The sequence below is a fragment of the Clostridium sp. OF09-36 genome (genome assembly GCF_003481985.1).
Taxonomy (GTDB): Bacteria; Bacillota; Clostridia; order Lachnospirales; family Lachnospiraceae; genus Brotaphodocola.
This window is the reverse complement of sequence record NZ_QUMD01000029.1, coordinates 1-24,252: the sequence shown is the minus strand read 5'-3', so window position 1 is coordinate 24,252 and position 24,252 is coordinate 1. Positions and strand designations below refer to the sequence as shown.

The following is a 24,252-nucleotide window of genomic DNA, read 5'->3' as shown; positions in this document are numbered from 1 at the left end:
CAAAAAATTAGATAAGTGATTGCATTTCCAGGTAAAACAGATTACAATAGAAGCATCTGAAAAGCCGGTTTGCCGGAAGGCAGGCCGGTTAAAAAAGTGAATCGTTATTTTTTTGAAAAAATAACGGTGGTTCTATAGAATAGCCTGGTAACCAGAAGGACGTGAAACAGTTACCGGTTTCAAATATTCACATGGAGATTGGGAGGAGCTATACATGAAGCTGATAAAAACAGTCGATGCAGAGGGAGCAGTTCTCTGCCATGACATCACACAGATCATCCGCGGTGTAACAAAAGATGCGGTGTTTCGTAAGGGCCATATTGTAACCAGAGAAGATATTCCGGTACTTTTGAGTGTCGGAAAAGATACCCTTTATGTATGGGAAAAAGAAGATGGCATGCTTCATGAGGATGAAGCAGCCGAAGTGCTTTGTGAAATCTGCAAGGGTGAGCATATGGACCGTTCCCAGCCGAAGGAAGGCAAGATCGAGCTGACTGCGGCCTGCGATGGTCTTTTAAAGATTGACGCAAAGGCTTTAAAAGAGGTCAACGCCTTTGGCCAGATGATGATCGCCACCCGCCATGGCAATTTTGCCGTGAAGAAGGGGGACAAGCTGGCAGGTACCCGCATTATCCCGCTGGTCATTGAAGAAGAAAAAATGAAAAAGGTCAAGGCACAGACCATGGAACTGACTGGTGGAAAGCCAATCCTGGAACTGAAACCGTTCCAACACAAACAGGTTGGAATCATCACCACCGGAAACGAAGTGTTCCATGGACGCATCCAGGACACGTTCACACCGGTGATCGTGGACAAGCTGGCGGAGTTTAATGCCGAGGTGACCGATCATGTGACCTGGGATGATGACGATAAAAAAGTAACAGCCAGTATCCTCGACATGATCGAAAAGGGCGCGGACATTGTCATCTGCACCGGAGGAATGAGTGTAGATCCGGATGACAAGACTCCGCTTGCGATCAAAAATACCGGTGCACGCATCGTATCCTATGGTGCGCCAGTGCTTCCGGGAGCCATGTTTTTACTGGCTTACTATGACCGCATGGAACAGGGAAAGAACCGCAGAACCGTCATTATGGGACTTCCGGGCTGCGTGATGTATGCAAAGCGCACCATCTTTGACCTGGTACTTCCGCGTGTCATGGCAGATGATGAGGTTACGGCGGACGAGCTTGCAGCGCTCGGCATGGGGGGCTTATGCTTAAACTGTCCGGTCTGCACGTTCCCGAACTGTGGATTTGGAAAGGGGTACTGATATGGAATTTACCCATTTTGATGAACAGGGCAATGCCCGCATGGTGGATGTCACCGAAAAAGGCGAGACGGTCCGCGAGGCGGTTGCCAAAGGCCGTATCCGCGTGAGTGCGGAGTGCTTTGGGAAAATTAAAGAAGGCACCATGGCAAAGGGGGATGTGCTCGGCGTGGCACGCATTGCCGGGATCATGGGAGCCAAGCGTACTTCGGAGCTGATTCCGCTCTGCCATATTTTAAATCTGACAAAGCTGAATGTGGATTTTGTCATGCATCCAGAAACCTGCGAGATCGAGGCGATCTGTACGGCCAAGACCACAGGAAAGACCGGCGTGGAGATGGAGGCACTTACCGGTGTATCCGTGACGCTGCTTACCATTTACGATATGTGCAAGGCTGTGGATAAGGCTATGGAGATCGGAGCGATTCATCTGGCTGAGAAGACCGGAGGAAAGAGCGGGCATTTCATAAACCCCAAAGAGCAGGGTGGTGAGCAGGCATGAAAGATGCCCATGGAAGAGAAATCAAATATCTGCGAGTTTCTGTGACAGACCGCTGCAACCTGCGCTGCAAATACTGTATGCCAAACGGGATCGAGTGTGTGGGACACAAGGATATCCTGAGCTTTGAGGAAATCCGGAAGATCGCAGCGTGCGGGGCAAAGCTTGGCATTACCAAGATCCGCCTGACCGGCGGGGAGCCGCTGGCGAGAAAGGGATGCCCGCAGCTGATCCGCATGCTGAAAGAGATTCCGGGCATGGAAAAGATTGCCATGACGACCAACGGGACTTTGGTGAGAGCGATTCTCCCGCAGCTTGTGGAGGCAGGACTGGATGAGATCAACATCAGCCTGGATACGCTGGATGCGGAAGCGTTTGCCCAAATTACCGGACAGGATCTTCTGCCGGAAGTACTTAAGAGTATCGATGCGTCACTTGAAGCGGGGCTTAAGGTGAAGGTCAATGCAGTATCCATGCCGGATACCGACTGGCGGCGTATGGTCTCGCTGGCAAAGGAAAAACCGGTTGATGTCCGCTTTATTGAGCTGATGCCCATTGGAGCTGGAAAACAGTCGAAGGGACGCAGCAACGAGGAACTCTTAGAAGAGATCAGCAATGAATACCCGGAACTTCAGGCGGATAACAGCGTACACGGAGCCGGTCCGGCTGTCTACTATAAGATCCCAGGGTTTCAGGGAAGCATCGGGCTGATCAGTGCCATGCACGGAAAATTCTGTGCTTCCTGTAACCGGGTGCGTCTGACATCGACCGGCTTTCTAAAGACTTGCCTTTGCTATGAGGACGGCGTGGATCTGCGAAAAATCCTGCGGAAAGCAGAGGATGGAAAGACAGCAGAAACCGGAACGGGCAGGGAATGGAACAAGGCTGTGGATGAGAGCGTGGAGGGGAATGCCGTGGTGAGAGCATCGGGCATGGAAAATCCAGACATGGAGAATCGGGAACTTCTGGATGCCATGGGCCGTGCCATATACGGCAAACCTGCCGGACATTGCTTTGAGCATCCGGATCAGATCACGGAAGCGCATGGTATGAGCGCAATTGGAGGATGAGAAAATGGAATTTGGAAAAGAGGGGGTAGTGAAGGCCATCTGCATCAGTCCGGCCCGGGGAACGGAAAAGCATACGATCCCGGAGGGACATTTCATTCCGGATTTCGGAATCGAGGGCGATGCGCATGCTGGAACATGGCATCGTCAGGTGAGTCTTCTTTCCTATAATAAAGTAGAAGAGTTCAATAAAAAAGGAGCAAACGTAGGGGATGGCGCATTTGGTGAGAATCTGGTGGTGGATGGAATTGATTTTCGTGCCCTGCCGGTTGGAACCAGGCTTTATGCCGGAACCGTGGAGCTTCGCATGACCCAGATCGGCAAGGAATGCCACAGCCACTGCGCGATCTATCACCGTGTGGGCGAGTGTATTATGCCGAGGGAGGGTGTGTTTGCCGAGGTTGTAAAAGAGGGAATCATCCGCCCGGGAGATATTATGCGGGTGGAAGCGCCAGATGAGAACCGTCCGTTTACGGCTGCGGTGATCGTGCTGAGTGATAAAGGCTCCAAAGGCGAGCGGGAGGACTTAAGTGGTCCGGCAGCCGGGGACATGTTAAAGGAAGCTGGTTATGATGTCGTGGAGCGCTTTGTGATCCCGGATGAGCCGGAGGTGCTAAAACATCACCTCGTGCGTCTGGCAGACAGCCGACAGGTGGACCTGGTGGTGACCAGCGGCGGAACCGGATTTTCCATGCGGGACCAGACACCGGAGGCAACTCTGGCGGTGGCTGACCGGAATGCGCCGGGTATTGCAGAGTATATTCGTATGAAATCCATGCAGATCACAGACCGCGCCATGTTAAGCCGCGGCGTATCGGTCATCCGGAAAAAGACGCTGATCGTCAATCTGCCGGGAAGTCCGAAAGCCGTGAAAGAGAGTCTGGGCTTTATCCTGGGCGCACTGGATCATGGGTTAAAGATTCTGCGTGGGACTGCGTCAGAGTGTGCGCGGAAATAGATACCGGGAACAAGTTACAAATCTGGTGATTCATAAGAATTCACATAAATTATTGCAAAAACAAGGGAGAAGCAGACAATGAAGAAACAGTTCGCAGTTGTAATGGCAGCTATGATGGCAGCAGGAATGATGGCAGGATGCTCCTCCAAACCGCAGGAGACTACCGCAGCAGCAACCGAAGCAGAGACTGCTGCAGAGGAGACCACCGGAGCAGAGACTGAGGCAGAAACCGAAACCGAAACAGAGGGTGAGGCAAAGGCGAATCTTGGCGAGCAGGGCATTCTGGTTGCGGCAGCAGCAAGCTTAAAGAATGCATATGAGGATGAACTGATTCCGATGTTTGAAGAGCAGTATCCGGGTGTAACCGTGGAGGGAACCTACGACAGTTCAGGAAAGCTTCAGACCCAGATCGAGGAAGGTCTTGAGGCAGACGTATTTATGTCCGCAGCAGTTAAGCAGATGAAAGCTCTGGACGAGGAAGGCATGATCGCGTCTGATACCATCGTGGACCTGTTAGAGAATAAGATTGTTCTGATCGTTCCGGCTGGCAGCGACAGCAAGATTGATTCTTTCGAGAAAATCGGCGATGCCGCATCCATCGCTCTGGGCGATCCGGAGAGTGTTCCGGCAGGCCAGTACGCAAAAGAAGCGCTGACAAACTTAAATGTCTGGGACAGCATTCAGGATAAGGTAAGCTTCGGAACCAATGTAACCGAGGCATTAAACCAGGTTGCAGCAGCAAGTGCTGACGCAGGTATCGTTTATGCAACCGATGCAGCAAGCATGGCAGATCAGGTAACCGTTGTTGCAGAGGCACCGGAAGGAAGCCTTGAGAAGAAAGTCATCTACTCGGTAGCAGTCGTAAAAGCAACCGCTCATGAGGATGCGGCGAAGGCATTTGTAGATTTCTTACAGACTCCGGAAGCAATCAAGGTATTTGAGGCTTACGGTTTCACAGCAGCAGAGTAACAGGCCGGAAAGAATGCCGAAAGCATGTGCGGCAGAAAGGAGAAAAAGATGGACTGGTCCCCAATTCTGATATCCATGAAGACAGCCAGTGTTTCCATTGTGATCACATTCTTTCTTGGAATTCTGGCAGCCTGGTGGGTGGTTGGCATGAAAAATGAGCGTATGAAGGTCATCCTGGATGGAATTTTAACCCTTCCATTGGTGCTCCCGCCTACCGTAGCAGGATTTTTCCTTTTATATCTGTTTGGGGTGAAACGTCCCATCGGAATTTTCTTTTTACAGTATTTTGGAGTCAAGATCGCGTTTTCCTGGGTGGCCACGGTGCTTGCGGCAGTGGTGATGTCTTTTCCGCTTATGTACCGTTCGGCCAGAGGAGCTTTTGAACAGGTAGACCCGAATCTCATGGCAGCGGCCCGTACCCTTGGTATGAGTGAATGGAGCATTTTCCATAAGATTCTGATTGCCAATGCCATGCCGGGAATTGTCAGCGGAGGTGTCCTGGCGTTCGCAAGAGGACTGGGGGAGTTTGGAGCAACCGCCATGATCGCGGGCAACATTGCAGGCAAGACCAGAACCCTGCCTATGGCAGTGTATTCTGAAGTGGCAGCCGGAAATATGGATGAGGCATACCGGTATGTTGCGATCATTGTTGTTATTGCCTTTCTTTCCGTGATCTTAATGAACCGGGCGGCACTGAGAGAATCAAAAAAGCGTGGCCAGTTCCGGTAATAAGGAGCAGAGTATGAATGAACAATTATTAGCAGTTGATATCCGGAAAAAGCTGCGGGAGTTTGAGCTGCAGGTTCAATTTACTTCCGGCAAAGGCTGCCTTGGAATTCTGGGACCTTCCGGCTGCGGAAAGAGCATGACATTAAAATCCATTGCAGGGATCGTGGAGCCGGACAGTGGTTCCATTGTGCTGGATAACCGAACGCTTTATGACAGCAGCAGAAGACAGAATCTGAAACCGCAAAAACGGCGTGTAGGCTATCTCTTTCAGAATTATGCACTGTTTCTGAATATGTCCGTGGAGGAGAATATCCAGACAGGACTGAAAACGGGAAAACGTTATGATGAAGCACAGCAGAAAAAACGGACAGCCGAGATGGTGGAGCGTTTCCGCTTAAGCGGACTGGAAAAGTGCTATCCGGCTCAGCTTTCCGGCGGACAGCAGCAGAGGGTGGCGCTGGCGAGAATCTTGGCCTATGAACCGGAAGCACTGCTTCTGGATGAGCCATTTTCCGCGATGGATACCCATTTGCGGGAACGACTGCGCCTGGAACTGGCCAGTGTGCTTTCTGAGTATCAGGGAGCATCGATCATGGTAACCCATGACCGCGACGAGGCTTACCAGCTTTGCGATAATTTGCTGCTGTTTAGCAGAGGACGTGTGATCGCGGCAGGAAAAACGAAGGACATCTTCAACGATCCGGGCAGTGTAGAAGCTGCAAGGCTGACCGGCTGCAAGAATATTTCTCGGATCGAGAAACTTGATGATCACCGGGTGCGTGCGCTGGACTGGGATAATCTGGAACTGGTGACAGAAAAAACGGTGGCAGAGGATATCACATCAGTGGGAATCCGCGCCCATGACTTTGAGCCGGTGGCAGATCAGGAGACGGGAGTGGAAATAGAAAACCGGATCCCGGTGGGAAATCCAAAAATCTCCGAGATGCCGTTTGAATGGTATATTACCCTGTCAAACGGAATGTGGTGGAAAATTGGAAAGACCATCCACACACATAGTGCAGATGGCCAGATTCCAAACTATGTGAGGGTTGCACCGGAGGCGATTCTGCTGCTGAGAGGGTAAGTGATGCGGCCAGTCATATGTGGAATTCAGAATACTGGGCCTGCATATGTGAACAGTAGAGTTTTTAATGGTATTAATGCGGATAAGAACCAAAATATTTATCAAAGAGCTGGGCAGTGACTGCTTTCAGCTCTTTTTCCATATCCTGATAACGTGAGAGAAAATCCTTCGCTTCCTTTGTCAGATGGGAGGAACCACCGGCTGCACCGCCGGATCTTGACTGAATCAGGGAATAGCCCAGATATTTTTCGGCTTTTTTAATGATCTTCCAGCCTTTACTGTAAGACATTTCCATTTCCCGGCAGGCGGTCTGCATGGAATTGGTCTGGTCCACCAGAGTGAGAAACTCTGCAACGCCGGGGCCAAAAAAGGTATCGCTCTTTGCAAGGCGGAGCCTTACGGATGGCCGGAGCGGAAGGTCTGTGGGAGAAATGGATTCATCGAAGGTTGGTTTTGGTCTGCGGCCCATGAAAATGCTATGTCCTTTCTAAATGCAAGTTTACGTTCTATTTTTTAGTATAGCACGCTGTGATCGTCCGGGCAATTTTTTCTCGACAAAAAGCAAAAAAACTGTTACTGTATATGGGTAAATTGTTACCTTCAGAAAGATAAGGAATTGATATGAAAGAAACCAATAAGATTGAATTGCGCGGGGATATTTCTATTCCGTTTTTAAAAAAAAGCCGCTTTACAGGAAGCTTCAAAGGAATGCGTTACGTGCTCATCAAGCATGACAATGAGCTAGAGCCTGCTACGGAAGAAACACCGGCAAAAACGGAGACCGTGATCCGCGCCATCATCTGGCCAGAACCGTTTAACTTTGAAGTGACGCCGGATGAAAAAAAACATCACAAGGATTTTCCGTTCACCACAGATGGAATCTGGGAGGCAGTGGACTGGCTGAACGCAGAGCACGAAGCCGGGCATTATTGACCGGAAGACATCTCTAATACTGAACCACTGCATCTCCATTTTTATATCCAAAATAGACACTGATTGCTCCTTTATCAGAGGAGTTCTCAAAATAGATCACGATATTCGCCTTTCGGAAATCTCTGTCTCCCCGATATTCGCCCTTTCCAAAGAAAATACTTTTTGTGCCGCCATCCACGGAAGTTCCCTTGCCGCATGGCTTTTTCGGACAGGTGTAGTAGATCTGTCCGCTGTCCGGATCATAGAAAAACGGGTTTGCATTTCCACTGGAAGAGCCCTTCAAATGTGGATAGTCTGCCTCCCATATATATGTTTTCGGATTTTTTCCGTCTGCATCCGTTACCGTGAATTCTCCCAATGCGGAAAGATAGCGGGCTGCAGAATACGCACTTCTCAGATTTGCTACATCTGTTGTTTCCCGGCTTTTTTCAGCCTGGCTTGTAAACACCGGAATAGAAACACTGACTAAGATTCCAACGATAGCCACAACTACAAGAAGCTCTGCCAGTGTAAATCCTTTCCATGAATGTAATTGTCTTCTCATCATGCACTCCATTTGTCAAATTTTTATGATCCCAGCAAATGTTCCAGCGTACGGAATCGATACTCCATACTTCCAGACCATCCCGAAACACTGGCTTTATTGTAGCACAATGGCTGGAACTGGATAGAGAAGATCTGCTTTTTATGCAACGATTGTGCACTGCCCAAGGTTGCTATTTCCCTTGCAAAATGCTAAAATCGAACTACACACGGACAGTGGAATTTGTGGGGATTTATTCTCTGTCTGTGTTCATAAAAATGTGAACGGGGGTTCATGAAAAAAGGGAGATTGTATTATGAATATTTCACAAATTACCGGGATTTACTTCAGTCCTACCGGCACGACCAAGAGCGTGACAGAGTGGATTACAGGGCAGATCGCGGCAGATAAACAAAAAACGGATGAGGTGGACTTAACCGATGCCATTCCTTCCCGCCCGGACTATACCTTTACCGAGCACGAACTTGCAGTAGTCGGTGTGCCGGTTTATGGAGGACGTGTGCCGGAAACAGCAACAGAGCGACTGAAAAAAATGCATGGAAAGCGGACCCCGGTGGTGCTTGTGGTTACGTTTGGCAACCGGGCATATGAGGATGCACTGCTGGAGCTTTCTGATATTTTAAAGGAGCAGGGCTTCATTCCGGCAGCAGCGGCAGCTGTGGCAACGGAGCATAACATTGCAAGAGTGTATGGCACTGGCCGACCGGATGAAAACGATAAAAAAGAGATGGCTGCTTTTGCGCAGGCGGTAAGACAGAAACTGAAGAACACAGCCGGAAGCACAAAGCTGCCGGAGCTTTCCATCAAAGGGAACCGCCCGTATAAGCCTTACGGAACGCTGCCTTTGAAGATCAGCGTATCTTCTGCCTGTGAGAGCTGCGGGCTCTGCGTCAGCAAATGTCCGGTTCAGGCCATTTCCAGGACGGACCCGAAGGTGACGGATGAAACGGCCTGCATTACCTGCATGCGCTGCGTTCAGATCTGCCCGAAGCACGCAAGGAAGCTTGGAACCCTGGTGACTCTCGCTATCCGCCAGAAATTAAAGAAAGTTTGCACGGACAGAAAGGGTGCAGAGTTTGTACTATGAAGCTGGAAAATGACTTAGACACCGATGACATACGGGGGCTGGTCCTTCGTCTGGCACTGCCATCCATGCTGGCTCAGTTCGTCAGTGTGTTTTACAGCATTGTAGACCGTATGTACATAGGAAACATCCCAAAAATCGGAGAGGTGGCTCTGGCCGGTGTCGGTATCTGCGGTCCCATTGTAACCCTGGTTTCGTCCTTCGCTATTTTGGTGGGGGTAGGCGCGCGCCGCTTATGAGTATCCGCATGGGGCAGAAGAATGAAAAGGGAGCAGGACAGATCCTTGCTAATTGTTTTCTCATGCTGACGGTGATGTCCCTGATTTTGACCGTCTGTGTGCTGGGACTTCGGGAAAAGCTGCTCTGGTGGTTTGGCGCAGGCGAGACAACGTTTCCGTATGCGTTATCTTATATGACCATTTATCTGTGCGGCACGTTTTTTGCATTGATGACAACGGGCATGAACCAGTTTATCATCTGCCAGGGCTTTGCGAAAGTCGGTATGAAAGCGGTTGTGATCGGTGCAGTGGCGAATATCATCCTAGATCCGGTATTTATTTTCGGACTGAACCTGGATGTGCGCGGTGCGGCACTGGCTACGGTACTGTCGCAGATGTGCTCCTGCGTTTATGTCCTGCGCTTCCTGTTTGGGAAAAAGGTACCGATCCGCATTACCTTTCACGGGTATGATCCGAAACTGATGCTGCAGATCGTCAAAGTCGGTTTCTCCCCGTTTATCATCATTGCGCTGGACAATGTGCTGGTCATTTCCCAGAATATGGTGATCCAGCGTCTGGGAGGCCCTGGTCAGGGCGATGTCCTTTTAACTTGTGCGGCCATTGTCCAGAGTTTTATGCTGATCATTACCATGCCGCTTGGCGGTATTACTTCTGGTACACAGACCATTCTTGGGTATAACTTCGGGGCGAAGCGTCCGGACCGCATCTGGAAAGCGGAGCGGTGGATCGTCACCTGCTGTCTGGTATTTAACGCGATCATGTTCCTGGCGGCACAGTGCATTCCGGAGGTTTTTGTGCGGATCTTCACCCGCAATGAGGAATACGTGGCATTAAGTGCCTGGGCCATCCGGGTTTCCACGCTTGGCGTGCTCCCGCTGGCGATTCAGTATACCGTGGTCGATGGTTTTACTGGAATGGGCATTGCAAAGGTAGCGATCACCTTGTCACTGTTTCGGAAGTTTATTTACTTTGCGTCCGTCGTGGCAGTTCCGGTGCTCACCGGGGTGACGAATGTATTTTTTGCGGAAACCATTTCTGATTTTGCCGGTCCGGTGTTTTCCACGATCATGTTTCTCTGTGTGTTTAAGCGGGTTGTTGGGGATCCGAAGACTGTTGGGAGAACAGAAAAAGCCGGATGACGGAAAGAAACAAGCATTTGCGGCAAGAACGACTGCAAAGTCTGCTGTTGTCTGGCCAACAGCAGACCGTGACAAAATGACAGCCAAAAACAGCCATACTTTTTTCTGTATAGTATCGCATGTAGCCAGTTGCGGAATAAGATACTATAAGGAAAGAGGGTGATCTCTCATGCGAGAGGAGCTGTTTCATATTATTTTAGGAATTTTGATCCCGTTTCTGGGAACGACCATAGGAGCGGGCTGCGTATTTTTTGTACAGAAGGAGATCAAGTCGGTCATCCAGAAGATGCTTCTGGGATTTGCCTCCGGCATCATGGTGGCTGCTTCGGTGTGGTCGCTTCTGATCCCAGCTATGGAGATGTGCGAGTCAGCAGGAAAGCTGGCCTTTATCCCGGCGGCAGTGGGCTTTTCCATTGGTATGCTTTTTTTGTGGATGTTAGATAAGCTGATCCCGCATCTTCATATGGGAAGCGATACGCCGGAGGGACCAAAGAGTAACTTAAAGAAGACAACCATGCTGGTGTTTGCGGTAACACTTCATAACCTGCCGGAGGGCATGGCGGTGGGCGTTGTATTTGCCGGGCTTCTGACCGGAAGTGCACCGATCACCGTGGCAGGAGCATTTGCCTTAACCATCGGCATTGCGATCCAGAACTTTCCGGAGGGAGCCATCATTTCCCTGCCATTGCACAGTGAGGGGCAGTCGAAGCTTCGTGCGTTTATCATGGGAACGTTGTCCGGTGTGGTGGAGCCGATCGGGGCATTGGTTACAATTTTATGCGCAAAGGTTCTGGTGCCGATCGTGCCTTACATGCTGGCGTTTGCAGCAGGAGCCATGATCTATGTGGTTGTGGAGGAGCTGATCCCGGAATCCGCACAGGGCGAACATTCAGACATGGGAACCATGGGATTTGCGGTGGGGTTCCTGATCATGATGATTCTGGATGTGGCGCTCGGGTGATTCTCAACCCGATATAGACCGGTGCAACGCATTTGCAAGGCTGCTGTGCTGGATGCAAAATGCAATGGAACGTGCAGAAAAGCAACAGAATATACTGAAAAAGGCAACAACATACAGCAATGCAAAATTGAAAAATGGCAGCAAAGTAATATAAGCCGGAAAGCCTTTAAACACGCGCTTCCCGGCTAATACATAATAAGGAGTGTATAGAATGACACAGGAAGAGGTTTTAAAGAATGCAAGGACCTGTCTTGGTTCGTACTGTAAGGGATGTCCGGTCTGCAATGGCCGCGCCTGCAAGAATACCATGCCGGGCCCGGGCGCCAAGGGCGAGGGCGACACGGCAATCCGCAATTACGATAAGTGGAGAGAGATCCGCGTACAGATGGACACGCTCTGCGAGAATGGTCCGGTGGATACCAGACTGGAACTTTTTGGAAAACAGTTTGCCTATCCGTTCTTTGCGGGTCCGGTGGGCGCTGTGAATCTGCATTACGGGGACAAGTATGATGATGCAGCGTATAATGATATTCTGGTGCGTGCCTGCGCGGAGGCTGGCATTGCAGCATTTACCGGCGACGGAACCAACCCGGAGGTGATGCGCGCGGCTACCGCGGCGATCGGAAAGGCAAACGGACTTGGCGTGCCGACCGTGAAGCCATGGAATGCAGAAACGGTAGCAGAGAAGATGAAACTGGTAAGAGAATCCAAAGCCTTTGCGGCGGCCATGGATATTGATGCGGCAGGTCTTCCGTTCTTACAGAATTTGACTCCGCCTGCAGGCAGCAAGACCGTAGAAGAACTTTCCGGTATCATCCGCGAGGCAGGAGTTCCGTTTATCGTAAAGGGTGTTATGACCGTGAAGGGCGCATTAAAGGCGAAGGAGGCCGGTGCATCTGCGATTGTGGTATCCAATCACGGCGGACGTGTCCTGGACCAGTGCCCGGCAACTGCGGAGGTGCTTCCTGAGATCGCAGAGGCTGTGGGCGGCGGTTCCATGAAGATCCTGGTGGATGGTGGTATCCGAAACGGCATTGACATCTTCAAGGCACTGGCACTTGGTGCTGACGGTGTGCTGATTGCCCGCCCGTTTGTCACCGCGGTATATGGCGGGGCAGAGGAAGGCGTCAGGGAACTGGTGAACCGTCTGGGAAGCCAGTTAAAAGACACTATGGCTATGTGCGGCGCACACAGTCTGGCTGAGATCACGAGAAATATGGTGCGGAACGATTGAAATGTCTTCTAATTGCGGACATATGACCGTTTCCGAAAGGAAAACAACATTAGGTATAACTGAAAAGAATATTACACATTCCTTTTATATAGTTGACAAATAGTACCAGGATTGTTATCATAAAGAGAACGTGACAGAAGGGAGAACACTTATGGATCGAATCGTGTTATCATTGTTAGTAGACAACACATCAGGTGTCTTAAGCCGTGTAGCAGGCTTATTCAGCCGCCGTGGCTACAACATCGAGAGTCTGACCGTTGGTGTCACTGCAGATGAGCGGTATTCCAGAATGACAGTCGTTGCTTTTGGCGATCAGAACGTTTTAGAGCAAATCGAAAAACAGCTCCGCAAGCTGGAGGATGTCCGCGATATCAAGGAATTAAAACCGGGTCATTCCGTTTACCGGGAACTGATTATGGTGAAAGTACGGGCCAACGCGAGTCAGCGTCAGGCAGTCAGTGCCATTTCCGATATTTTCCGCGCAACCATCGTGGATGTAGGCAAGGATTCCCTTACCGTCATGCTGACCGGCGACCAGTCCAAGCTGGACGCACTGATCAACCTGCTGGAGGATTACGAGATCTTAGAGCTTGCAAGAACCGGACTGACCGGCTTATCCCGCGGCTCTGATGACGTGCGGTATCTTCCGTAAGCAGAAATTCCGTGAAGACACGGACTTATTACAAGGGACTTTAAGTGTCAGAAACTTCAGGGGCGGACTGAGAGTCGTCGAAGCGCTGGCGCATGAAGCATACAGGCAGCTGGAGGGAACCTGCTTTCTAGTTACCACACAACTATGAATCTAAAGATTCTTGAGGAGGAAAAGAAGATGGCAAAGATTTATTATCAGGAAGACTGTAACCTGTCCTTACTGGATGGAAAGACCATCGCTATCATTGGCTACGGCAGCCAGGGACATGCACATGCATTAAACTTAAAGGAGTCCGGATGTGACGTTATCATCGGTCTGTACGAGGGCAGCAAGTCCTGGGCAAAGGCTGAGGCACAGGGCTTTAAAGTATATACCGCAGCAGAGGCTGCAAAGAAAGCAGACATCATCATGATCCTGATCAACGATGAGCTGCAGGCTGATATGTACAAGAAAGACATCGAGCCGAACCTGGAAGAGGGCAACATGTTAATGTTCGCTCATGGCTTCAACATTCATTTCGGCTGCATCAAACCGCCGGCAAATGTCGATGTTACCATGATCGCTCCGAAGGCACCGGGCCACACCGTTCGTTCCGAGTACCAGGAGGGCAAGGGTACTCCGTGTCTGGTAGCTGTAGAGCAGGATTACACCGGCAAGGCTCTGGAGAAAGCTCTGGCATATGGCCTTGGTATCGGCGGCGCAAGAGCTGGTCTTCTTGAGACTACCTTCCGTACCGAGACTGAGACTGACCTCTTCGGTGAGCAGGCTGTTCTTTGCGGCGGCGTTTGCGCTCTGATGCAGGCTGGTTTCGAGACCTTGGTTGAGGCTGGCTACGATCCGAGAAACGCTTACTTCGAGTGCATCCACGAGATGAAGCTGATCGTTGACCTTATTTACCAGTCCGGTTTCGCAGGCATGAGATACTCTATCTCCAACACTGCTGAGTACGGCGATTACATCACCGGACCGAAGATCATCACCGAGGATACCAAGAAGGCTATGAAGAAGATCCTTTCCGATATCCAGGATGGTACCTTCGCAAAAGAGTTCCTGCTTGATATGAGCCCGGCAGGCCGTCAGGTTCACTTCAAGGCTATGAGAAAGCTTGCTTCTGAGCATCCGTCTGAGAAAGTCGGCGCTGAGATCCGTAAGCTGTACAGCTGGAACGACGAGAGCGGAAAGCTCATCAACAACTAATCAAATTCTCATACAGAGATTACAAAAAGGAGTCTCCGCATTGCGGAGGCTCCTTTTTTGAGCAGAATAAAAGCTGCACATGGGACTTTGCCTGAAATGCAGCTTTGCTTGTTACAGAAAAAAATTATTTTGGTGGTGGAAAATCACAGATTCCGGCTGTCCTGTGCCCGACAGAATCGGATAAATGTATCTAACGCCTTGGAAGTGCGGTTACTCTGCCATAAAAATCCAATGGTGCGCTTGTGGATCGGGGTGTCGAGCTTTAACTGCACAAGTCGTCCGGAATCCAGATCTTCTTTTACAAACTCTTTTATGACACATCCGATTCCCAGACCAATGCGGGCAAACTCGATGAGCAGGTCCATGGTGGTGACCTCCAGAAGGTTGTTTGCAATGATCTGGTTGAGCGTCATGTAGTCATCGATGTAATGGCGGGTAATGTTGTTTTTGTCAAGCAGCATGAGGTTGCCGCTCTGGAATACATTGGTGTCGGCACCTTCCCGGAGCTTTAAGTTTTCCAGATAGGCCGGGGTGGCGACGAAAATATCCTCAATATCCATAACCGGAATGAAATCCATGTTTTTGGCTGCTTTCTGTTCCACGACCAGGCCAATGTCGATGCGCTGCTGCTCTAACATGGACAGTGTCTGGATGGTAGGCTGGCTTTCGATGGTGATCTTAATATGCGGGTACTGCTCGATAAAACCTTTCAGATATTTTACCATGATAAAACGGCATAAGGTATTGCTGACTCCGATGCGGATGTGCCCCATGTTGAATTCACGGATACGTTTTAATTCCATTTCTCCTTTGGTGAGTTCATCGAAAGCATCGCGGGTATGTTCGAAGAGCACCTGTCCCTCTTCGGTGAGCTGTACCCCGCGGGAATTCCGGGTAAAGAGCACCGTGTTTAAGCTGTCTTCCAGCTTGCTGATGGATTTGCTGATCGCAGGCTGGCTGATGTAAAGTTCTTTTGCGGCGCGGGAAATATTTCCGGCCTTTGCCACGGCATAAAAAATGCGGTATTGTGATAAATTCTGGTCCATATCGCGTAATCCCCCTAATAGAATGATAGACTCTCCGGTCTGTGCCTAAGACAGAATAGAATCATATCGCTTACTTTATAACTAACTGTTATGATACATATGAGTATTATCTATTGTCATTATATCAGTAGTGATGATATAATTCAATAAGTGACAAAAAATGCCTGTATGCGGAAGCAAAACCAGAGTGTGAAAAAACATCCACCAAAGCATGCACGGCCAGAAAGAAAAAGAACTGTCAGGAGGACATTATGTCAGTCGGAAAAATTTTTAAATTTCACAATGACCTGGATACGGATCAGATCATCGCATCCCAGTATCTGTTACTTCCTACCATCGACGAGATGAAGGATCATACATTTGAGTCTTTAGACCCGGACTTCCCGAAAAAAGTAAAACCGGGCGATTATGTAGTAGGCGGCGAGAACTTTGGCTGCGGCTCTTCCAGAGAGCAGGCACCGAGCGTGTTAAAAGCGCTGGGCGTTCAGGCTGTGGTTGCAAAATCCTTTGCCCGCATTTTCTACCGCAATGCCATTAACATTGGTCTTCCGGTCATCGTCTGCAAGGACCTTCCGGATGCAGTAAACACCGGGGATGAGATGGACCTTTCCCTCACCGAAGGTGTTGCAAAAGCAAACGGAAACACCTATTCCTGCACCAAACTGCCGGCTTATATGCAGCAGATATTAAGCCAGGGCGGACTGATCGCATCACTGAATAAGGAGGAAGACTAAGCCATGGGAATGACAATCGCTGAAAAAATCATCGCTCTTGCAGCCGGTGTGCCGGAGGTAAAAGCAGGAGATATCCATACCGTAACCTTAGACCGCATGATGAGCAACGACGGAACCACACATTTAACCGTCGATATGTACCATAACAAATTAAAGCATCCGCATATTGCTGATCCGAAGAAGATGGTCTTCATCGTGGACCATAACGTACCGTCTGACAGCCCGAAGACCGCTGCTTCCCAGAAAAAAATGCGCGACTTCGCAAAAGAGAATAACATTGATTTCTGGGAAGGCAAAGGTGTGTGCCATCAGATCATGATGGAACACTATGTCTGCCCGGGTGAGCTGATCTTCGGCGCAGACAGCCATACCTGCACCTACGGTGCGCTGGGCGCATTCGGTACCGGTGTTGGCTGTACCGACCTGCTTTACGGCATGGTAACCGGAACCTCCTGGGTACTGGTTCCGGAGACCGTGAAATTTAATCTGGTTGGAAAGCTGCCGGAGGGCGTATATCCGAGAGATTTGATGCTTACCATCATCGGTGAGATCGGTGCAAATGGCGTGAACTATCAGGTAATGGAGTTTACCGGTGACGGTGCGAAGACGTTAAGCGTCAACGACCGTATGGTACTCTGCAACCTGGCCGTAGAGGCAGGTGCAAAGACCGCGATCTTCGAGGCAGATGAGATCGCCCTGGAGTACTTAAAGGCAAGAGGCCGTGAGCCGAAGGCTGTTTTCAAGAGCGATGCCGATGCGGTTTACGCAAGAGAGTATACCTTTGACCTTTCCAAAATCCAGCCGGTTGCAGCACGTCCGGACTTCGTGGATGATGTTGTGCCTGCAAAAGAGGTTTGCGGTGTCCGCATTGACGAGGCATTCCTTGGCTCCTGCAACAACGGACGTATCGACGACCTCAGAGTCGGTGCAGCCATTGTAAAAGGAAAGAAAATTTCTGACCATGTACGTTTCCTGGTTGTTCCGGCCAGCCGCGAGGTTTATTTACAGGCACTGGATGAGGGACTGATCCAGACCTTCATGGAGAGCGGTGCGATCGTGATGAACCCGAACTGCAGCGTCTGCTGGGGAAGCTGTCAGGGTGTGATCGGCGAGAATGAGGTTCTGATCAGCACCGGTACCAGAAACTTTAAGGGACGTGCCGGACATCCGAGCTCCAAGGTTTATTTAGGTTCCGCAGCAACCGTGGCAGCATCTGCCGTGAAGGGCGAGATATGTACGGCTGATATGTTATAAAAAATGAAAGAGGATAAAAACTATGGCACAGTATACCGGAAAGGTCTGGGTCCTGGGCGATGACATCGATACCGACATCATCATCCCGACCGAATACCTGGCCTTAAAGACCATTGACGATATGAAACAGTACGGCTTTTCCCCGCTCCGTCCGGAGCTTGCGGGTCAGATCAAGCCGGGAGATATCATTGTAGCAGGCAAAAACTTCGGCTGCGGCTCTTCCAGAGAGCAGGCACCGGAGGTTATCAAGGCACTTGGCATTCCCTGCATCATCGCCAAGTCCTTTGCGCGCATTTTTTACCGCAATGCCTTAAACAACGGACTGCTCTTACTGGAACAGCCGGAGCTTCATGATGTGGTAAACGAGGGCGATACCATCACCGTTACCGTGAATGAAGCTGTTGATTATAATGGAAAGAAATACCCGATCGCTTCCCTGCCGGAGAACTTAATGGAGATCATCGAGGCCGGCGGTCTGGTCAAAGCCATGCGCAAACGCAACGGGCTGGATTAGAGTAGGAGGAAGCTATGGGACAGACAATCATTGAGAAAATTTTAGCACATAATACCGGCAAGGATGTAAAGCCGGGCGATATTGTTACCGTAAACGTAGACCGCGTGATGTTAGATGACATCATGATCCCGTTCATCGTGGACAAGTTCCACGAGATGGGCTTTGCAAAAGTATGGGACCCGGATAAGGTCGTTCTGATCTACGATCATCTGGTACCGGCAAGCCAGCAGGACGACACCCGTCATTTCCGCATAGGCGATGCATTCGTAGAGCAGTATGGCATCAAAAACATTCACAGAAGTGACGGAATCTGCCACCAGCTGATGACGGAGGCAGGCTATGTAAAGCCAGGACATGTCGTATTTGGTACCGACAGCCACACCACGACCTACGGCTGTGTAGGCGCATTCTCCACCGGAATCGGCTACACCGAGATGGCTTCCATCCTGGGAACCGGAACTCTCTGGGTAAAGGTGCCGGAAACCATCAAAGTTGTCATTGACGGCGAGCTGCCGGAGGGCGTTATGTCCAAAGATGTGATCCTCCGCCTGATCGGAGACCTGGGCGCAGACGGTGCAACCTACCGTGCCCTGGAGTTTACCGGCTCTGCAGTGAAGAACATGAGCATTGCCAGCCGCACAACCATGGCGAACATGGCAATTGAGGCAGGAGCAAAATGCGCGCTGTTTACCCCGGATGAGAAGACCGAGGAGTACTGTGAGATTAAGCTGGATGACTTTCAGAAGAGCCTGGCAGGCGACCCGGATGCAGTTTACTTAAAAGAACTTCACTACAAGGCGGAAGATTTTGTCCCGGTTATGGCATGTCCTTCCCAGGTAGATAAGATCCGCAATGTCAGCGAGCTGGAAGGCAACGTCATTGACCAGGTGTTTATCGGTTCCTGCACCAATGGCCGTCTGGAGGACCTGCAGGCAGCAGCAGAGGTATTAAAAGGCAAGAGCGTGGCTCCGTATGTCAAGCTCATCGTTACCCCGGCCAGCCGCAAGGTATACCAGGAGGCAGCAGCATGCGGCGCGATCAAAACCTTAATGGAGGCAGGCGCGATCGTAACCCATCCGGGCTGCGGACTCTGCTGCGGCCGTACCGGCGGTATCTTAAGCGACGGCGAACGCGTTGTGGCAACCAACAACCGCAACTTCTTAGGACGTATGGGAACCTCCAAAGTAGAGATTTACCTGGCATCCCCGAGAACCGCTGCAGCCTGTGCTGTAGCTGGTAAGATCGTGAGCCCGGTATAAACATGGAAACAAAGTAACTTAATTTTTGCCTGGAAATGCAGCCCGGTTTGAGCTGCATTTGGGGCTCAATATGACTAGGGAAACCGGCTTACGGCTGTCCCGTTGCATGGAGATTATGTATATGAAAGCACAAAAACAGGAAAAAACGAATGTCATGCGTCTTTTAGATGCAGCAGGCATTTCCTACCGTGTCCAGGAGTATGAGGTGGATGAGAACGACCTTTCCGGCATCCACGTAGCAAACCAGATCGGCGAGGACCCGGACAGTGTGTTTAAGACCCTGGTGTTAAAGGGTGAGAAGCGGGGCTATCTGGTCTGCTGCATTCCCGTGGCAGAGGAGCTGGACTTAAAAAAGGTAGCCAGGGCTGTGGGCGATAAAAAAGTGGAGATGCTTCCCATGAAAGAGCTTCTCCCGACCACTGGATACATCCGTGGTGGCTGTTCCCCGATCGGCATGAAGAAAAAGTTTCCTACTTATATAGAAGAAACAGCAATTTTATTTGATGAGATCGCAGTCAGCGCAGGTATCCGCGGTGCGCAGGTCATCTTAAATCCGGAGGATCTGAAGGCCTACACCGAGGCAGAATATGCCAGTCTGACGGTTGAATGACCACACTCTTCCAGCATGTTTGCCGCTGTGAAACAGCGAAAATTGCGGATCTGCCTGGCAATCTGCTGGAGTTTCATGGAAAAAAAGAAAAGATAAGTTTACATAAAAAAGAACCGACAATGTTCGGCTCTTTTTTTATAACGGTATAATTAACAAAAATGTAATAATTGCGTAATAGTTCGGAAGAAAAATGAAACAAAAAAATGGCTGTTTAAGCGGAAAAACTTTGTGAAAAGCTATAGAAAAGAGCAAATTCCTGAAAATTCCGGGTGGCATTTATGACAAAAGTGTGAAAAACTTATTGACAGTTCCACTTGTCCCCCACTATAATATCGCCTGTCACAAGAAAAAAAGTGATTTCAGGACTCAACTCCCACTTTGAGCCGAAAAAATGCCATATTTAGGGAATCACTTGTCTGAAAGAAGAAAGGAGCATATCCATGTATCCATGGTGTTCATTTCTCCAGACGGTTTGCCAGTTTGTAAAAAACATCTTCACTCCGGTAGTGAACATGACCAAGCGTTTATACCGCAGTGCGGCAGTCATCATGGCTGGAACTGCAGTGGTAGCCGTTATGACTTTTTCTTCCGCTGGATTTGCGGCGGGCGGACACAACGCCCTGACTGCTTATGCAGAAACTTCTGACGGGGAAGTTCCGGACACGGAAACACTGGACGAAGCGATGGAAGAGATCGCTGGAGAAACGCAACTGTTAACGGAAGCAAAGGTGCAACTGCGTCTTACAGATCCTGACAATTTGAGGAGCGGGCAGCTCCTTGTGGGTGATACCATAGCAAGGGATATACAGGAACAGGATGCTATGCGTCAGGAACAGAAGGCTGTGATCGAAGCAAACGCAAAAGAGACGGAGCGGATCGAGGAGGAGCGCCGCAGACTGGCTGAGGAAGAAGCAGCCAGAAGGGCAGAGGAAGAGCGCAGGCATGCAGCAGCAGAGGCTGTGCGGGCGTCATCGGTCATCTCTTTCTCGGATCAGGACTATGAGGTTTTGAAACGGATCGTAGAGGCTGAGGCAGGTGGCTGCGACATGAAGGGCAGGATCCTGGTAGCCAATGTCATTTTAAACCGCGTGCGCGACGGGGAATTCCCGTCTACCATTACCGATGTGGTTTACCAGCGGTCCCAGTTTTCGCCAGTTAGCGATGGACGGTTAAATAGCTGCAGCGTGTCTGAAAAAACGGTGGAGGCAGTCAACCGTGCACTCTCCGGGGAGGATTACTCCCAGGGAGCATTGTTCTTTATGAACCGGATCCGGTCCCGTTCCAGTAATGTCAGCTGGTTCGACCGTAGTCTGACCTATCTGTTCCAGCACGAAAAGCATGAGTTCTTTCGATAAAAAGAAGAATCCGGCTGAAGAAATATTCAGCTGCGAAAATGAAAAGAATCATAAACATTGTTAAAAAACAGACAGAATCTGCCATAAGGCAGAAAAACGAAAAGAGAGTCCAAATGGATTCTCTTTTTGTGCATAAAGGAAAACTTAAAAAAACACTGTATACATAATCCAAAACTTATGGGTTACATGAGGATTTTATTATGGAAATTTTATTTCCAAATATTGACTTTTTCTTCACACAATGAGATAATAAACGCGAATTTCGGTAAAAATTGATATCGAGGAAAGTGAAAGAGAGGTTGAATGAAGATGGCAAATATCGATTTAAGTCAGTATGGTATTACCGGAACCACAGAGGTGGTTTACAATCCTTCTTACGAAGTGTTATTTGAGGAAGAGACCAAAGCAGGTCTGGAAGGCTATGAGAAGGGACAGGTCAGCGAGCTTGGCGCTGTCAACGTTATGACCGGTATCTATACAGGTCGTTCACCTAAAGACAAATATATCGTGATGGATGAGAACTCCAAGGACACCGTTTGGTGGACCTCCGACGAGTATAAAAACGACAACCATCCGGCAAGCAAAGAGGCTTGGGAAGCTGTTAAGGAAATCGCTAAGAAAGAGCTTTCCAACAAGAGACTGTTCGTAGTAGATGCATTCTGCGGCGCAAACAAAGACACCCGCATGGCAATCCGCTTCATCGTTGAGGTTGCATGGCAGGCACACTTTGTAACCAACATGTTCATCAAGCCAACTGAGGAAGAGCTGAAAGACTTCAAGCCGGACTTCGTTGTTTACAACGCATCCAAGGCAAAAGTTGAGAACTACAAAGAGCTTGGCTTAAACTCCGAGACTGCAGTTGTCTTCAACATCACCAGCCGTGAGCAGGTTATCATCAATACCTGGTACGGCGGCGAGATGAAGAAGGGTATGTTCTCCATGATGAACTACTATCTGCCGTTAAAGGGCATCGCTTCCATGCACTGCTCTGCTAACACTGACTTAAACGGTGAGAACACCGCTATCTTCTTCGGTCTGTCCGGAACCGGTAAGACCACCCTTTCTACCGACCCGAAGCGTCTCCTCATCGGTGATGACGAGCACGGCTGGGACGACAACGGCGTATTCAACTTCGAGGGCGGCTGCTACGCAAAGGTTATCAACCTGGACAAGGATTCCGAGCCGGATATCTACAATGCAATCAAGAGAAACGCTCTGCTTGAGAACGTTACCCTGGATGCAAACGGCAAGATCGACTTCGCAGATAAGAGCGTAACCGAGAATACCCGTGTATCTTACCCGATTGACCATATTAAGAATATCGTACGTCCGATCTCCGCAGCACCGGCGGCTAAGAACGTAATCTTCCTGTCCGCAGATGCATTCGGCGTACTTCCGCCAGTATCCATTCTGACTCCGGAGCAGACCCAGTACTACTTCCTGTCCGGTTTCACTGCTAAGTTAGCAGGTACCGAGCGTGGTATTACCGAGCCGACCCCGACCTTCTCTGCTTGCTTCGGACAGGCATTCCTGGAGCTGCATCCGACCAAGTACGCAGAAGAGCTGGTTAAGAAAATGGAGAAGAGTGGTGCAAAAGCATACCTGGTTAACACTGGCTGGAACGGTACAGGCAAACGTATCTCCATCAAAGATACCCGTGGTATCATCGATGCAATCTTAAACGGTTCCATCAACGCAGCACCGACCAAACAGCTTCCGTACTTCAACTTCGAGATCCCGACCGAGCTTCCGGGTGTAGACACCGGCATCCTCGATCCGAGAGACACCTATGCAGATGCTGCTGAGTGGGAGACCAAGGCAAAAGATCTGGCACAGCGTTTCACCAAGAACTTCGCAAAATACGAAGGCAACGCAGCTGGTAAGGCTCTGGTTGCAGCTGGTCCGCAGATCTAATCGCGAGATTAATTTCATATTGCAATATTCATGGAAAGGCTGCCCTTGTGGCAGCCTTTCCTGCTTCACAGGAGGCAAGGGCGGAGTGTTGACAAAGCATCGGTAAAATCCTGTTGCTGGGCACGCGTGCGTGAACAGAAAACAAAGCAAAGGCACTTCTGTGGATTCCAGAAGAAAAGAATGTGCATCGGTTGTATTTTCTGCTATACTGGAATCATAAATAAAAAAAGGAGACGAGGATGAAAAAATATATATTCTTTGATTTGGACGGAACTCTCACGGATTCGGCGGAAGGAATCACCAATTCCGTCGCTTACGCATTAAAACGCAACGGTATTTTTGTGGAAGATAAAACATCGCTGAATGTGTTTGTAGGACCGCCGTTGGTGGAAAGTTTTATGAAATATTATCACTTCGACCGTGAAGAAGCGAAAAAATCCGTGGGGATTTACCGGGAATATTTTGAGGAGAAAGGCATGTTCGAGAATGCCGTATATCCGGGAATTCCGGAGCTGCTTGCCGGACTGAAAAAAGACGGATACAAGCTCTACGTGGCAACCTCTAAACCGGAACCGTATTCCGTAAAGATCATCGGGCATTTTGGACTGGCAGAGTATTTTGAGATGGTCGGCGGTGCAGACATGAACGAAACACGAGTCCATAAAGGCGATGTGATCCGTTATGTTATGGAAAGCTGCAATCTGACCAACCCGGACGAGATTGTAATGATCGGAGACCGGGAAAATGACATGAACGGTGCAAAGCAGAATGGAATCGAATCCGTCGGCGTTCTTTACGGATATGGAAGCCGCGAAGAACTGGAAAATGCCGGAGCCTGTCATATCGCAAACGATGTGCAGGAGCTGGGACGCGTACTGCGGACCTTATAAACAATATTGCACAGTAAATATCAATAAGTCCGAAAGCCCCCGCCCCGCCATGCGTAACCGCATTCACGCGAATTTTCGCCCGTTTTGCTCCGCCGCCTATTGACCGTTCCTCCGCTA

At 49.8% G+C, this 24,252-nt stretch carries 26 protein-coding genes; 23 read left to right on the top strand and 3 right to left on the bottom strand.

The features are described 5' to 3' along the window. Positions 1-214: 214 nt before the first annotated feature. The 7 genes from DXA97_RS16445 to DXA97_RS16415 all read left to right on the top strand — a co-directional run bounded on the left by DXA97_RS16445 (position 215) and on the right by DXA97_RS16415 (position 6,576). On the top strand, positions 215-1,273 hold the full coding sequence (locus DXA97_RS16445) for a molybdopterin-binding protein (RefSeq protein ID WP_118721135.1): 1,059 nt from the start codon (positions 215-217) through the stop codon (positions 1,271-1,273). 1 nt (position 1,274) lies between these two features. Further along, positions 1,275-1,772, top strand: coding sequence for a cyclic pyranopterin monophosphate synthase MoaC (gene moaC, locus DXA97_RS16440; RefSeq protein WP_118721134.1), 498 nt, complete (start codon positions 1,275-1,277; stop codon positions 1,770-1,772). Beyond that, positions 1,769-2,839, top strand: coding sequence for a GTP 3',8-cyclase MoaA (gene moaA / locus DXA97_RS16435; RefSeq protein ID WP_118721133.1), 1,071 nt, complete (start codon positions 1,769-1,771; stop codon positions 2,837-2,839). The genes moaC and moaA overlap by 4 nt, the downstream gene beginning before the upstream one ends. A gap of 4 nt (positions 2,840-2,843) precedes the next feature. Further along, positions 2,844-3,794, top strand: coding sequence for an MOSC domain-containing protein (locus DXA97_RS16430; protein ID WP_118721132.1), 951 nt, complete (start codon positions 2,844-2,846; stop codon positions 3,792-3,794). Between the two features lie 78 nt (positions 3,795-3,872). After that, entirely contained in the window at positions 3,873-4,763 is an 891-nt protein-coding gene (gene modA / locus DXA97_RS16425; RefSeq protein WP_118721131.1) for a molybdate ABC transporter substrate-binding protein, read from the top strand. A 48-nt stretch (positions 4,764-4,811) separates the two neighbouring features. Next, complete coding sequence (gene modB / locus DXA97_RS16420) at positions 4,812-5,492, top strand: molybdate ABC transporter permease subunit (protein WP_118721148.1); 681 nt, start codon at positions 4,812-4,814, stop codon at positions 5,490-5,492. A gap of 13 nt (positions 5,493-5,505) precedes the next feature. Continuing rightward, complete coding sequence (locus DXA97_RS16415; protein WP_118721130.1) at positions 5,506-6,576, top strand: ATP-binding cassette domain-containing protein; 1,071 nt, start codon at positions 5,506-5,508, stop codon at positions 6,574-6,576. A gap of 73 nt (positions 6,577-6,649) precedes the next feature. Here the strand turns inward: DXA97_RS16415 and DXA97_RS16410 are convergent, their stop codons facing one another. After that, positions 6,650-7,045 (bottom strand): LysR family transcriptional regulator, encoded by a 396-nt coding sequence (locus DXA97_RS16410; RefSeq protein WP_118721129.1) that lies wholly within the window; start codon positions 7,043-7,045, stop codon positions 6,650-6,652. A 152-nt stretch (positions 7,046-7,197) separates the two neighbouring features. On the opposite strand from DXA97_RS16410, the gene DXA97_RS16405 reads away from it, so the two are divergent. After that, on the top strand, positions 7,198-7,509 hold the full coding sequence (locus DXA97_RS16405; protein WP_118721128.1) for a hypothetical protein: 312 nt from the start codon (positions 7,198-7,200) through the stop codon (positions 7,507-7,509). Positions 7,510-7,522: 13 nt separating this feature from the next. On the opposite strand, the gene DXA97_RS16400 is transcribed toward DXA97_RS16405, so the two are convergent. Beyond that, a complete protein-coding gene (locus DXA97_RS16400; protein ID WP_118721127.1) occupies positions 7,523-8,053 on the bottom strand; it encodes a type II secretion system protein in 531 nt (176 codons plus the stop codon). A 295-nt stretch (positions 8,054-8,348) separates the two neighbouring features. Here DXA97_RS16400 and DXA97_RS16395 point away from each other — a divergent pair, with 295 nt between their 5' ends. From DXA97_RS16395 to ilvC, 7 genes are all read left to right on the top strand, one after another. Beyond that, the gene (locus tag DXA97_RS16395) at positions 8,349-9,140 is read left to right on the top strand and encodes an EFR1 family ferrodoxin (protein ID WP_118721126.1); all 792 of its coding nucleotides are present in this window, start codon (positions 8,349-8,351) and stop codon (positions 9,138-9,140) included. Further along, on the top strand, positions 9,137-9,376 hold the full coding sequence (locus DXA97_RS22440) for an MATE family efflux transporter (RefSeq protein WP_347561676.1): 240 nt from the start codon (positions 9,137-9,139) through the stop codon (positions 9,374-9,376). Before DXA97_RS16395 ends, DXA97_RS22440 begins: the two co-directional genes overlap by 4 nt. Next, positions 9,373-10,515 carry an MATE family efflux transporter gene (locus DXA97_RS16390; RefSeq protein ID WP_347561675.1) on the top strand — a complete coding sequence of 381 codons (1,143 nt, stop codon included), beginning with the start codon at positions 9,373-9,375 and terminating at the stop codon, positions 10,513-10,515. The genes DXA97_RS22440 and DXA97_RS16390 overlap by 4 nt, the downstream gene beginning before the upstream one ends. A gap of 169 nt (positions 10,516-10,684) precedes the next feature. Further along, positions 10,685-11,476, top strand: a complete 792-nt coding sequence (locus DXA97_RS16385; protein ID WP_118721125.1) for a ZIP family metal transporter — start codon at positions 10,685-10,687, stop codon at positions 11,474-11,476. A 211-nt stretch (positions 11,477-11,687) separates the two neighbouring features. After that, positions 11,688-12,710: an alpha-hydroxy-acid oxidizing protein gene (locus tag DXA97_RS16380; protein WP_118721124.1), complete on the top strand. Its 1,023-nt coding sequence runs from the start codon at positions 11,688-11,690 to the stop codon at positions 12,708-12,710. Positions 12,711-12,861: 151 nt separating this feature from the next. After that, entirely contained in the window at positions 12,862-13,362 is a 501-nt protein-coding gene (gene ilvN, locus DXA97_RS16375) for an acetolactate synthase small subunit (RefSeq protein ID WP_118543263.1), read from the top strand. Positions 13,363-13,539: 177 nt separating this feature from the next. Further along, positions 13,540-14,559, top strand: a complete 1,020-nt coding sequence (ilvC, locus tag DXA97_RS16370) for a ketol-acid reductoisomerase (RefSeq protein WP_118707168.1) — start codon at positions 13,540-13,542, stop codon at positions 14,557-14,559. Between the two features lie 143 nt (positions 14,560-14,702). Here ilvC and DXA97_RS16365 read toward each other — a convergent pair whose 3' ends face one another. Further along, positions 14,703-15,605, bottom strand: coding sequence for a LysR family transcriptional regulator (locus DXA97_RS16365; RefSeq protein ID WP_118721123.1), 903 nt, complete (start codon positions 15,603-15,605; stop codon positions 14,703-14,705). A 251-nt stretch (positions 15,606-15,856) separates the two neighbouring features. Here DXA97_RS16365 and leuD point away from each other — a divergent pair, with 251 nt between their 5' ends. The 8 genes from leuD to DXA97_RS16325 all read left to right on the top strand — a co-directional run bounded on the left by leuD (position 15,857) and on the right by DXA97_RS16325 (position 24,135). After that, the gene (leuD, locus tag DXA97_RS16360; RefSeq protein ID WP_118721122.1) at positions 15,857-16,339 is read left to right on the top strand and encodes a 3-isopropylmalate dehydratase small subunit; all 483 of its coding nucleotides are present in this window, start codon (positions 15,857-15,859) and stop codon (positions 16,337-16,339) included. A 3-nt stretch (positions 16,340-16,342) separates the two neighbouring features. Continuing rightward, entirely contained in the window at positions 16,343-17,593 is a 1,251-nt protein-coding gene (locus DXA97_RS16355; RefSeq protein ID WP_118721121.1) for an aconitase/3-isopropylmalate dehydratase large subunit family protein, read from the top strand. A 22-nt stretch (positions 17,594-17,615) separates the two neighbouring features. After that, on the top strand, positions 17,616-18,107 hold the full coding sequence (locus tag DXA97_RS16350) for a 3-isopropylmalate dehydratase (protein WP_118721120.1): 492 nt from the start codon (positions 17,616-17,618) through the stop codon (positions 18,105-18,107). A gap of 14 nt (positions 18,108-18,121) precedes the next feature. Then, positions 18,122-19,366, top strand: a complete 1,245-nt coding sequence (locus DXA97_RS16345) for a 3-isopropylmalate dehydratase large subunit (protein ID WP_118721119.1) — start codon at positions 18,122-18,124, stop codon at positions 19,364-19,366. A gap of 115 nt (positions 19,367-19,481) precedes the next feature. Then, positions 19,482-19,976 (top strand): Cys-tRNA(Pro) deacylase, encoded by a 495-nt coding sequence (ybaK, locus tag DXA97_RS16340; RefSeq protein WP_118721118.1) that lies wholly within the window; start codon positions 19,482-19,484, stop codon positions 19,974-19,976. Between the two features lie 440 nt (positions 19,977-20,416). After that, positions 20,417-21,331 (top strand): cell wall hydrolase, encoded by a 915-nt coding sequence (locus tag DXA97_RS16335; protein WP_118721117.1) that lies wholly within the window; start codon positions 20,417-20,419, stop codon positions 21,329-21,331. 309 nt (positions 21,332-21,640) lie between these two features. After that, positions 21,641-23,245 carry a phosphoenolpyruvate carboxykinase (ATP) gene (pckA, locus tag DXA97_RS16330; protein ID WP_118721147.1) on the top strand — a complete coding sequence of 535 codons (1,605 nt, stop codon included), beginning with the start codon at positions 21,641-21,643 and terminating at the stop codon, positions 23,243-23,245. A gap of 239 nt (positions 23,246-23,484) precedes the next feature. Next, positions 23,485-24,135, top strand: coding sequence for an HAD family hydrolase (locus DXA97_RS16325; protein WP_118721116.1), 651 nt, complete (start codon positions 23,485-23,487; stop codon positions 24,133-24,135). The last annotated feature ends 117 nt before the right edge of the window (positions 24,136-24,252 follow it).

What these genes read in the sequence shown, in the direction of transcription:
- DXA97_RS16415 (WP_118721130.1), top strand. Translation starts at nt 5,506, where the DNA reads ATGAATGAACAATTATTAGCAGTTGATATCCGGAAAAAGCTGCGGGAG.
- DXA97_RS16395 (WP_118721126.1), top strand. Translation starts at nt 8,349, where the DNA reads ATGAATATTTCACAAATTACCGGGATTTACTTCAGTCCTACCGGCACG.
- ilvC (WP_118707168.1), top strand. Translation starts at nt 13,540, where the DNA reads ATGGCAAAGATTTATTATCAGGAAGACTGTAACCTGTCCTTACTGGAT.
- DXA97_RS16445 (WP_118721135.1), top strand. Translation starts at nt 215, where the DNA reads ATGAAGCTGATAAAAACAGTCGATGCAGAGGGAGCAGTTCTCTGCCAT.
- moaA (WP_118721133.1), top strand. Translation starts at nt 1,769, where the DNA reads ATGAAAGATGCCCATGGAAGAGAAATCAAATATCTGCGAGTTTCTGTG.
- leuD (WP_118721122.1), top strand. Translation starts at nt 15,857, where the DNA reads ATGTCAGTCGGAAAAATTTTTAAATTTCACAATGACCTGGATACGGAT.
- DXA97_RS16380 (WP_118721124.1), top strand. Translation starts at nt 11,688, where the DNA reads ATGACACAGGAAGAGGTTTTAAAGAATGCAAGGACCTGTCTTGGTTCG.
- DXA97_RS16355 (WP_118721121.1), top strand. Translation starts at nt 16,343, where the DNA reads ATGGGAATGACAATCGCTGAAAAAATCATCGCTCTTGCAGCCGGTGTG.
- DXA97_RS16335 (WP_118721117.1), top strand. Translation starts at nt 20,417, where the DNA reads ATGTATCCATGGTGTTCATTTCTCCAGACGGTTTGCCAGTTTGTAAAA.
- DXA97_RS16365 (WP_118721123.1), bottom strand. Translation starts at nt 15,605, where the DNA reads ATGGACCAGAATTTATCACAATACCGCATTTTTTATGCCGTGGCAAAG.
- DXA97_RS16430 (WP_118721132.1), top strand. Translation starts at nt 2,844, where the DNA reads ATGGAATTTGGAAAAGAGGGGGTAGTGAAGGCCATCTGCATCAGTCCG.
- ilvN (WP_118543263.1), top strand. Translation starts at nt 12,862, where the DNA reads ATGGATCGAATCGTGTTATCATTGTTAGTAGACAACACATCAGGTGTC.
- DXA97_RS22440 (WP_347561676.1), top strand. Translation starts at nt 9,137, where the DNA reads ATGAAGCTGGAAAATGACTTAGACACCGATGACATACGGGGGCTGGTC.
- DXA97_RS16390 (WP_347561675.1), top strand. Translation starts at nt 9,373, where the DNA reads ATGAGTATCCGCATGGGGCAGAAGAATGAAAAGGGAGCAGGACAGATC.
- DXA97_RS16410 (WP_118721129.1), bottom strand. Translation starts at nt 7,045, where the DNA reads ATGGGCCGCAGACCAAAACCAACCTTCGATGAATCCATTTCTCCCACA.
- DXA97_RS16350 (WP_118721120.1), top strand. Translation starts at nt 17,616, where the DNA reads ATGGCACAGTATACCGGAAAGGTCTGGGTCCTGGGCGATGACATCGAT.
- modA (WP_118721131.1), top strand. Translation starts at nt 3,873, where the DNA reads ATGAAGAAACAGTTCGCAGTTGTAATGGCAGCTATGATGGCAGCAGGA.
- DXA97_RS16385 (WP_118721125.1), top strand. Translation starts at nt 10,685, where the DNA reads ATGCGAGAGGAGCTGTTTCATATTATTTTAGGAATTTTGATCCCGTTT.
- moaC (WP_118721134.1), top strand. Translation starts at nt 1,275, where the DNA reads ATGGAATTTACCCATTTTGATGAACAGGGCAATGCCCGCATGGTGGAT.
- DXA97_RS16405 (WP_118721128.1), top strand. Translation starts at nt 7,198, where the DNA reads ATGAAAGAAACCAATAAGATTGAATTGCGCGGGGATATTTCTATTCCG.
- pckA (WP_118721147.1), top strand. Translation starts at nt 21,641, where the DNA reads ATGGCAAATATCGATTTAAGTCAGTATGGTATTACCGGAACCACAGAG.
- DXA97_RS16400 (WP_118721127.1), bottom strand. Translation starts at nt 8,053, where the DNA reads ATGAGAAGACAATTACATTCATGGAAAGGATTTACACTGGCAGAGCTT.
- ybaK (WP_118721118.1), top strand. Translation starts at nt 19,482, where the DNA reads ATGTATATGAAAGCACAAAAACAGGAAAAAACGAATGTCATGCGTCTT.
- modB (WP_118721148.1), top strand. Translation starts at nt 4,812, where the DNA reads ATGGACTGGTCCCCAATTCTGATATCCATGAAGACAGCCAGTGTTTCC.
- DXA97_RS16325 (WP_118721116.1), top strand. Translation starts at nt 23,485, where the DNA reads ATGAAAAAATATATATTCTTTGATTTGGACGGAACTCTCACGGATTCG.
- DXA97_RS16345 (WP_118721119.1), top strand. Translation starts at nt 18,122, where the DNA reads ATGGGACAGACAATCATTGAGAAAATTTTAGCACATAATACCGGCAAG.